The following is a 9500-nucleotide window of genomic DNA, read 5'->3' as shown; positions in this document are numbered from 1 at the left end:
CTCACATCTCGGTGATCATGGACGGCAACGGCCGCTGGGCCACCCGCCAGGGCATGGAGCGCGGCCAGGGTCACATCGCCGGCATCGCGAGCCTGCGCGAGACCATCACCGCGTGCGTTCGCCTTGGCATCGACGTGCTCAGCGCCTATGCCTTCTCCACCGAGAACTGGAAGCGCCCGCAGCAGGAAGTCGACCTGCTCATGCACCTGTTTGCCACGACGCTCGTCAAGGAGCTGCCGCTCTTCCACCAGGAGAACGTGCGTCTCGAGTTCCTTGGCGACATCGAGGCCCTGCCCCAGAAGACCCGCGAGGTCTTCGAGGAGGGCCTCTCCGAGACGGCCGACCACACGGGCATGACGCTTGCGCTCGCGGTGAACTACGGCGCCCGCGCCGAGCTCGCCCGGGCGGCGCGCCTGATCGCCTCCGAGGTCAAGGAGGGCACTCTGTCCGTCGACGACGTCGACGCCGCCTGCGTCTCCACCCACCTCTACACGGTCGACCTGCCTGACCCCGAGCTGCTCATTCGCACCTCGGGCGAGCTGAGGCTCTCCAACTACCTGCTGTGGCAGCTTGCCTACAGCGAGTTCTACATCACCGACACGCTCTGGCCTGACTTCGACCGCTGGGAGCTGCTGCGCGCCATCCGCGCCTTCCAGGGCCGCGACCGTCGCTTTGGCGGGGTGAAGGCTTAGTGGCCAATTCCCCCAACACCGATGCGCGCTCCCGCAAGCCCACGCCCAAGACCATCGACGCCGCCTCCGACAGCATTGAGCGTCACCGCGAGGCCCACGAGGGCGAGCGCGTGGCGGGCACGCTCAAGAGTCAGCGTGCCCGCAGCTGGACCGAGAAGCTCCTGACGAGAACCACCTCGGGCCTCGTCTACGCCCTCGTGATCCTCGCGTGCCTCTTCTGGGGCCGCATCCCCACCACGCTGCTCGTCTCCGCGATGGCATGGCTGTGTGGCTCCGAGTTCTTCCGCATGGTGAGGCTCGCCGGCCGCATGCCCAACGAGTTCATCGGCCTGTTCGCTATCATCCTGTACCCGCTGGGCGCCCTCGCCAGGCCCGAGGCCGAGACGGGTATCACGCTGCTGCTCATGCTCGCCGTGGGCGTCTGGTACGTGCTCACGCCGCGCGCGAGCGTCGCGGACGCCGCCATCACGGTCTTTGGCGCAGCCTACACGGGTCTGCTCTTCTCGTCCGTCGTGACGATTAGGGCCTGCGACCCCGGCCTCGAGGGCGCCCTGCTCACGCTGGGCACTATGGGCTCGGTCTGGGTCAACGACGCCTTCGCCTACCTCGTGGGCTCGCGCTTCGGTCGCCACAAGCTGGCACCGCGCATCTCACCCAACAAGAGCGTCGAGGGGCTCGTTGGCGGCCTCGTTGGCTCCTGCATCGTCTGGGCCATCGTGTGGGGCCTTGGCGTTCGGTCCATCCCGCTGCCGCTCGCTCTGCTCGCCGGAGTCGCGAGCGGCCTTGCGGGCGTCATCGGCGACCTGTTCGAGAGTCGTCTCAAGCGCTCGGTTGGCGTCAAGGACTCGGGCAACCTCATCCCGGGTCACGGCGGCTTGCTCGACCGCTCGGACTCCATGCTCTTTGCCTGCATGACCACCTACTTCATCTTGCACTTCGGGGGGATTCTGTGAACATCTTCGAGGTCACCTCGAGCTCGACCGTGAGGGAGCGCCCGCTTCGCGTGGCGCTCCTTGGCTGTTCTGGCTCGATTGGCACCCAGACGCTCGACGTCATCCGCATGCACCCTGACAAGCTCGCGCTCACCGCCGTGGCCGTCAACTCGACGGCTGCCAAGCTCGTCTCCGTCGCGCGCGAGTTTGGCGTGGCCCATGCCGCTATTGCCGACGAGGCCCGTCGCAACGACCCCGCGCTCGCCGAGTTGCCGCAAGGCTGTGAGATTGACTTTGGCGAGGATGCCGTGACGCGCCTCGCCACCTTGCCCGATGTCGACTGTGTGCTCGTTGCCGTGGTGGGGGAGGCCGGCATCTGGGCGAGCCACGCGGCACTTGCTGCCGGCAAGATCTGGGCCCCCGCCAACAAGGAGGCCCTCGTCATTGGCGGCGGGCTGCTCATGCCGCTCGCCAAGCCCGGACGAGTGCTGCCTGTCGACTCCGAGCACAACGCCATCTACCAGTGCCTCGTTGGCGAGCGCCGCCGTGACCTACGCAAGATATGGCTCACGTGCTCGGGAGGCCCGTTCTTTGGCCGAACCCGCGAGCAGCTCGAGGGCGTGACGGCCGCCGAGGCGCTGGCCCACCCCACCTGGAAGATGGGTGCCAAGATCACGATCGACTGTGCGACTCTCATGAACAAGGGCCTCGAGGTTATCGAGGCGCACCACCTGTTCGACGTCGCCATTGACGACGTCGAGGTGCTCGTGCACCGCCAGAGCAAGATCCACTCCGCCGTCGAGTTTGCAGACGGCTCGGTCAAGGCCCAGCTCGGCCCTTCCGACATGCGCGTCGCCATCCAGTACGCCCTCAGCTATCCCGAGCGTTGGGACTCGCCCACGACGCATGTCGACTGGCGCTCGAGCGAGCCGCTCACCTTCGCCGCGCCCGACCGCGGCGCCTTCCGCTGCCTTGACCTCGCCCTCGAGGCTGGCCGCACCGGCGGCACCCTGCCGTGCGCGATGAACGCAGCCAACGAGGTCGCCAACGAGGCGTTCCGCCAGGACCGCTGCGGCTTCTGCGACATCGACCGCATCGTCGAGCGCGTCATGGACGCCACGAGCGTGGAGAGTCTCACGAGTCTCGAGCAGATCGCCGAGGTCGACGCGCTCGCCCGCGAGCGTGCCCGTGGGTTCGTCTCGGAGCTTGCATGAGCGCGCTCGTAGGGGCGCTGTCGGCCATCTTTTGGGGCGCCCTCATGCTGAGCGCCCTTGTCTTCCTGCACGAGGGCGGCCACTACGTCGCCGCACGCGCGTTTGGCATGCGCGTCACCGAGTTCTTCCTCGGCATGCCCTGCCGCTGGAGGCTGTCCCACAAGAGCGCCGATCATGGCACCGAGGTGGGCGTCACGCCCATACTGCTAGGTGGCTACAACCGCATCTGCGGTATGGAGGGCGCAACCTCAGACCTCGCCACGCGCGCGCTGGCCGCGATCGCCGCGCACGGGCGCGTGCGGATTGACGGCCTCGCCTCTGAGCTTGGCTGCAATGTCGAGGAGCTCTGCGCCCAGCTCCAGGTCCTGTGTGACTGGGCAAGCGTCGAGCCGTACTTCGATGAGGCGGCTGGGGAGCGTCCCAGCCAGAAGGACTGGCCCGCGTCCGTACAGACCGTCGAGCGCGACGTCAACCTGCTCACGGCCTTCGACTCGGGGCACGACTTCTCCCTACCCGGCTCAACCAAGGCGGGCGAGCCCCATGCGCTGCCCCAAGGTGGCGCCGAGGCGCTGCTCGAGGCCGAGCGCTCCCACACCTACCAGGGCAAGGGGTTTCTCGCGCGCGTGGTCACGCTCGTCGCGGGTCCCCTCGTGAACCTCGTCGTGGGCATGGCACTCATCGTGGGCGTCTTCTCCGTCGGCGGCATCGCGGTGGCCCAGAACGTCCCGATCATTGGCGGCGTGGAGCAGGGCTCGCTCGCCGAGGCCTCAGGCGTCCAAGAGCAAGACACGATCGTCTCGGTTGCGGGCAAGGAGGTCTCCACCTGGGAGGACATGGGAGACGAGCTGCACGCGCAGATGCAGGCCTGCTCGGCCTTTAACATCGTCGTCGAGCGTGGGGGAGAGCGCCTCGACCTCACCGTCGACCCTGCCGACGCCGCTGACGCCCAGGCCTTTGGCGTCACCGCCAGCACCGAGGTTGTCCACCCCTCTCCCGCGCAGTCGCTCGGCATCGGGTGGAGTTATCTCACGCAGACCGTCGGCTTCGTGGCCCAACTCTTTCAGCCGGCGCACACCGCTGAGGTCGTCTCGCAGTCGACCTCGATCGTGGGCATCTCGGTCATGGCCTCGCAGGCCGCCGAGTCTGGCGCCCAGAGCTTCCTGTTCCTCATGGCGGGCATCTCGATGTCGCTCGGCATCATGAACCTCATCCCCATTCCTCCGCTCGACGGAGGAAAGCTCCTCATCGAGGTCATTGGCATCGTCATTCGCAGGCCCGTTTCGCAGAGGGCCCAGAATTTCCTGTCCTACCTCGGGCTCGTTCTGGCGCTCATGCTCTTCGTGGCGGTTCTTCGCCAAGACATCGTTCGCTTTGTCATGGGAGGCTAGCGACACATGATCGACCTTCGTCCCAACTCGCGCGGCGCGTCCGAGAAGCCCCTGCCGCGCGAGCTCACTCACCAGGTGCACGTGGGCAGCGTCGCCGTTGGTGGCGGCGCCCCCGTCTCGGTGCAGTCCATGTGCACCACCAAGACCACCGAACCCGCCTCGACGCTCGCCCAGATTCATGACCTCGAGGCCCTTGGCTGCGAGATCGTGCGCGTCGCGATTCCCCACGCGGATGCCCTCGACGGCTTTGGCGAGATCTGCGCCAGCTCGCCCCTGCCCGTCGTGGCAGACATCCACTTCGACCACCGCCTTGCCATCGAGGCCGCCCGCCGCGGCGCCTCCGGGCTGCGCATCAACCCCGGCAACATCGGCTCGTTCGACAAGGTCGACGCCGTCATCGACGCCGCGGGCGAGGCGGGCATCCCCATACGCATCGGCGTGAACGCGGGCTCGCTCGACAAGGCGATTGACATGCGCGAGGACCTCACGCAGCCACAGAAGCTGGTCCAGAGCGCCGTGTCGTTCGTGCGCCACTTCGAGGAGCGCGGCTTTGGCGACATCGTGCTTTCCGCCAAGGTCCACGACGTCCCGGCGACCATCCTCACCAACCGCGAGCTCTCGCGCGAGCTGCCGCACGTGCCGCTGCACCTGGGCGTCACCGAGGCGGGCACCGTGCGCCAGGGCACGGTCAAGAACGTGAGCGCCCTTGCGGTGCTACTCTCCGAGGGCATCGGCGACACGATGCGTCTCTCGCTCACCGCGCCTCCCACCGAGGAGGTGCCCGTTGCATGGGAACTGCTCCAGTCGCTGGGGATGCGCCGCCGCACGCCGGAGCTCGTGAGCTGCCCCACCTGCGGACGCTGCCAGGTCAATCTCATCGAGATCGCGGGAGAGGTCGAGCGCAGGCTCCAGGCCGTGCGTGCCCCCATCTCCGTCGCCGTGATGGGCTGCGTCGTCAACGGCCCGGGCGAGGCGCGCGGCGCAGACATCGGTGTCGCCTGCGGCCAGGGGACGGGCCTGCTCATCGCGGGTGGCGAGACCCTTCGCAAGGTGCCCGAGGACCGCATCGTCGACGAGCTCTTCGCAGAGATCGAGGCACGCTTCGAGTAGCCCAGGCGGCAGGGAACGCCCAGCCGGGCACCCGACGCTTGGCTGGCATGCATTCGCGCTAAGATGAATCAGTTGCATCGTGGTGGCCGCACGGCCGCCCCTAAGGAAGGAACCACATGAAGCCCATGATGATGAGCCGCCTCTACGCCCCCACGCTCAAGGAGGACCCGGCGGAGGCCGAGCTCGCGAGCCATCGCCTGCTGCTTCGCGCCGGCATGATCCGCAAGGAGGCCGCGGGCCTCTACACCTACCTGCCGCTCGCCTGGCGCTCCATCCGCAAGATCGAGGATATCGTCCGCGACGAGATGGACGCCGCCGGCGCCCAGGAGCTCATGATGCCGATCATGGTCGACGCCGACCTCTGGCGCCAGAGCGGCCGCATCGACGCCTATGGCAAGGAGCTCATCCGCTTCAACGACCGCCACGAGCGCGAGTTCGTCCTGGGCCCCACCCACGAGGAGACCATCACGGCCCTCGTGCGCAACGAGCTGCGCAGCTACAAGCAGCTGCCGGTCAACCTCTACCACATCCAGGACAAGTTCCGCGACGAGTTCCGTCCCCGCTACGGCCTCATGCGCGGCCGCGAGTTCATCATGAAGGACGCCTACAGCTTCTCCGCCACGCAGGAGAGCTTGCAGGAGGAGTACGACAAGATGAAGGCCGCCTACGCCAACATCTGCGTGCGTTGCGGCCTCAAGGCCCTGCCCGTCGTCGCCGACTGCGGCGAGATCGGCGGCGACACCTCCGTCGAGTACATGGCCCTTGCCGACGCGGGCGAGGCCAGCCTCGTCTACTGCGACGACTGCGGCTTCGCGGCCGACGACGAGGCCGCCTCGACCACCGTCGCCGTCATCGACGGCCCGGGCGACGGCAGCCTCGCCAAGGTCGCCACGCCCGGCTGCGGCACCATCGATGAGGTCGCGGCCTTCTTTGGCGTTCCCACGAAGGCCACCGTCAAGTCCTTGTGCCTCGTCGATGGGGAGGGCACCCCGACGCTCGTCCTCGTTCCCGGTGACCACGAGCTCAACGACGTCAAGGCCGAGCACGCCTTTGGCGAGTACCACCTCATGGACGAAGACGAGCTCATCAAGTTTGGCCTGCACAAGGGCTTCATCGGCCCCGTCAACCTGCCCGAAGGCATTCGCGTGGTCTGCGACGAAAGCCTCAAGCAGGCTCACCAGTGGCTCTGCGGCGCCAACGAGGAGGGCTTCCACCTCACCGGCATCGAGGAGGGCCGCGACTTTGCGGCCGACGCCTGGGCCGACCTCGTGACCGTCGTCGCCGGCGACCCCTGCCCGCACTGCGGCAAGCCCCTCTCGGCCGCCCGCGGCATCGAGGTCTCGCAGGTCTTCCAGCTGGGCACGAAGTACTCCAAGGCCATGGGCGCCACCTTCATGGACGAGGACGGCAAGGAGAAGCCGCTCATCATGGGCTGCTACGGCGTGGGCGTCTCGCGCACGCTGGCCGCCATCGTCGAGCAGCACAATGACGAGAACGGCATCAGCTGGCCCGTCTCCGTGGCTCCCTACGAGGTCGCCGTCGTTCCGCTCGACGTCAACGACGAGCTCGTGTGGCCCGCCGCCCAGAAGGTCGCCGAGCAGCTTGCCACCGAGGGCATCGAGGTCGTCGTCGACGACCGTAAGGAGCGCGCCGGCGTCAAGTTCGCCGATGCCGACCTTATGGGCTTCCCCTACCAGCTGGTCTTTGGCAAGCGCGCCGTCAAGGGCGGCAACTGCGAGCTCAAGGTCCGTGCCACGGGCGAGCGCACCGAGGTGTCGCTCGACGAGGTCGCCGCGCAGCTTGCCGCTCGCGTTTTCGCCGAGCGCGCCTAGGGCATGCGCATGGCGCTCGCAACCAACCAGGACCTGGCGGGTCTCGCGACGAGCGGGATCCGCCGGTTCACGGCCCTCGCCAACCAGACTCCCGGCTGTGTCAAGCTCACGCTGGGCGAGCCCGAATTCGACACGCCCGCTCCCATACGCGCGGCCGTGAGCGATTCGCTCGCGCGTGGCCTCACACATTATCCGCCCAACAACGGCAGGCCAGAGCTGCTCTGCGCCCTCAGTGCCTACATGGAGCGTCAAGGCCTCTCCTACGAGCCTGGCGAGCTCATCGTCACCTGTGGCGCCACCGAGGCGCTTGCAGCCACGCTCATGTCGCTACTCGACCCGGGCGACGAGGTCATCGTGCCCACGCCGGCCTTTGGCCTCTACGAGACCATCGTCCGTGCCGCACATGGCACCTTTCGCTCGCTCGACACGAGTGCCAGCGGCTTTCAGATTGCGGCAGATGCCCTCGAGGCCGCCATCGGCCCGCGCACCAAGGCGATCGTCATCACCTCGCCCAACAACCCCACCGGCTGCGTCTACGACCGGTCGTCGCTCGACGCGGTTGCCGGGGCGCAGACGCGCCACGGCCTCTTCGTGGTGTGCGACGACGTCTACAACCGCCTCGCCTACACCCGGGGCTACGAGCGGTTTGCGCAGGTGCACCCCGAGTGCCGCGACCATACCGTCGTGGTCGACTCGTTCTCCAAGCCCTGGGCCATGACCGGCTGGCGTCTCGGGTGGCTCGCCGCAGACACGCCGCTCAAGACCCAGATCGAGAAGATGCACCAGTACCTCGTCTCGAGCGTCCCCACCTTCGTGCAGGACGCGGCGGTCGTGGCGCTTTCGTGCGAGGTCGAGCCCATGCGGCAGACCTACGAGCGCAGGCGCGAGCAAGTTTGCGCGGCACTCGCCGGCATGGGGCTTCCGCTCGTAAGGCCAACGGGCGCCTTCTATGCGTTTCCCAGCATCGAGGGTCTTGGCGTTGGCAGCGAGGAGTTCTGCGAGCGGGTCATCCGCGAGGGGGGAGTGGCACTCGTGCCGGGCACCTGCTTTGGCGCGGAGGGCTACGTGCGCCTCTCGTACTGCGTCTCCGACGAAGACCTCACGCTTGGCCTTGATCGGCTGGCGAAGTTCGTTCGAGGCATTAGTGACCGATAACCGTTGGTCTCGCGAAATAACGAGCGCGTTGCGTTTCCTCTGGTGTGGAATCGTGCAGGATTTGGGCTTCACGCAAAACGATTCAGATTTTTTCGAAAATCTCGGTTGACGGGGCGCGCGTCTTTGGTAATATTCTCTTCGCACCAATTCGGGGATATAGCTCAGTTGGGAGAGCGCGTGACTGGCAGTCACGAGGTCAGGGGTTCGAACCCCCTTATCTCCACCACATGTGACGGGCGGCGGCATTTGTCGCCGCCTTTTTTCATATCCGGGCCTATGGCGCAACGGTTAGCGCAGGGGACTCATAATCCCTGGGTTGCAGGTTCGAATCCTGCTGGGCCCACCAAAACTATGCGGGCCGGGGCTCACCTCGGCCCGCTTTCGTTTGCTTCTGCTTCAAAATGGGAACATGAAGTAATGTGAATGGGCACAAGCGAATCTAAGAGCGTAAGGAGCCGCATGGCACAGCCCCAAGACAAGAGGCCCGGGACGCTTCGCACGTTGGGCATCGCCTACCTCGTGTGGACCTGCGTGTCGGCCCTCGCCGTCATCGTCATCCTTCTGTTCACCACCCTTGCCTACTGTGGCGTCTACCCGGTCAAGGGAGAGCTCTCGCAGACCGTCACCGTTCTTGGCGTCTCCGTCTCTGTATGGGTCCTCCTCGCGCTTTCATGGCTCTTCGTCGTTACGGGCTCGCTTGCCGCCCTGGGCTTTGGCGCCTCGTGCCTTGCCTGCGAGAAGAGGCCCTCTACGCTTCGTCCCGCGATCATCCTGGGCAGGGTCGCCTTCGTCCTTGCCCTCATTGACCTGCTCTTCTGCATCGTCCAGGCAGACGGCGTCTCGTTCGTCTGCAGCCTGATCTCGCTCGTGCTCACCGGAGCACTCGCGCTCGAGGTGCGCAAGGTCCCCGACGCCGGCGAGGCGCTGCCCCACAGGTCGTTCGTGGTCGAGAGCGCACAAAACTCGCAGGCGCGAGAGGAGTGCCTCGAGGGAGAGACGCGCGGTCTGCACGCCTCCTGTTCCGGCTACGCCACGATCATGCTCGCCTGGGGAGGGCTTCGCATCCTCTACGGACTGGCGCTGCTGTTCTCGATGCCGCTCGGCCTTGCGCAGGACCACTCCGCTTTTTCCATCGCATCGTCGCTCGTGATCGTGGCCGTGGGCGCCTACCTCATCG

8 protein-coding genes and 2 tRNA genes are annotated in these 9500 nt (G+C 66.8%); all 10 read left to right on the top strand.

Annotation, left to right across the window (positions count from 1 at the left end; translation table 11 throughout):
* Positions 1-692, top strand: a 692-nt coding sequence (locus tag AC1VTH_RS04360) for an isoprenyl transferase (protein WP_481334895.1), incomplete at its 5' end; no start/stop codon positions are given.
* Positions 692-1645: a phosphatidate cytidylyltransferase gene (locus AC1VTH_RS04355; protein WP_293672951.1), complete on the top strand. Its 954-nt coding sequence runs from the start codon at positions 692-694 to the stop codon at positions 1643-1645. The genes AC1VTH_RS04360 and AC1VTH_RS04355, both read left to right, overlap by 1 nt.
* Positions 1642-2838: a 1-deoxy-D-xylulose-5-phosphate reductoisomerase gene (gene dxr / locus AC1VTH_RS04350; RefSeq protein WP_481334894.1), complete on the top strand. Its 1197-nt coding sequence runs from the start codon at positions 1642-1644 to the stop codon at positions 2836-2838. Before AC1VTH_RS04355 ends, dxr begins: the two co-directional genes overlap by 4 nt.
* Positions 2835-4226, top strand: coding sequence for a M50 family metallopeptidase (locus AC1VTH_RS04345; protein WP_481334893.1), 1392 nt, complete (start codon positions 2835-2837; stop codon positions 4224-4226). The genes dxr and AC1VTH_RS04345 overlap by 4 nt, the downstream gene beginning before the upstream one ends.
* A gap of 6 nt (positions 4227-4232) precedes the next feature.
* Complete coding sequence (ispG, locus tag AC1VTH_RS04340) at positions 4233-5336, top strand: flavodoxin-dependent (E)-4-hydroxy-3-methylbut-2-enyl-diphosphate synthase (RefSeq protein ID WP_481334892.1); 1104 nt, start codon at positions 4233-4235, stop codon at positions 5334-5336.
* Between the two features lie 125 nt (positions 5337-5461).
* A complete protein-coding gene (locus AC1VTH_RS04335) occupies positions 5462-7168 on the top strand; it encodes a proline--tRNA ligase (RefSeq protein WP_481334896.1) in 1707 nt (568 codons plus the stop codon).
* 9 nt (positions 7169-7177) lie between these two features.
* The gene (locus AC1VTH_RS04330) at positions 7178-8323 is read left to right on the top strand and encodes a pyridoxal phosphate-dependent aminotransferase (RefSeq protein WP_481334891.1); all 1146 of its coding nucleotides are present in this window, start codon (positions 7178-7180) and stop codon (positions 8321-8323) included.
* A 150-nt stretch (positions 8324-8473) separates the two neighbouring features.
* Positions 8474-8549 (top strand) — tRNA-Ala (locus AC1VTH_RS04325).
* Positions 8550-8593: 44 nt separating this feature from the next.
* Positions 8594-8669: transfer RNA gene (locus AC1VTH_RS04320), tRNA-Ile, on the top strand.
* 113 nt (positions 8670-8782) lie between these two features.
* On the top strand, positions 8783-9500 hold a 718-nt coding region (locus AC1VTH_RS04315), incomplete at its 3' end, for a hypothetical protein (RefSeq protein WP_481334890.1).

The sequence above is a fragment of the Parolsenella sp. genome (assembly GCF_982402205.1).
This window is presented reverse-complemented; position numbering and strand designations above follow the sequence as displayed.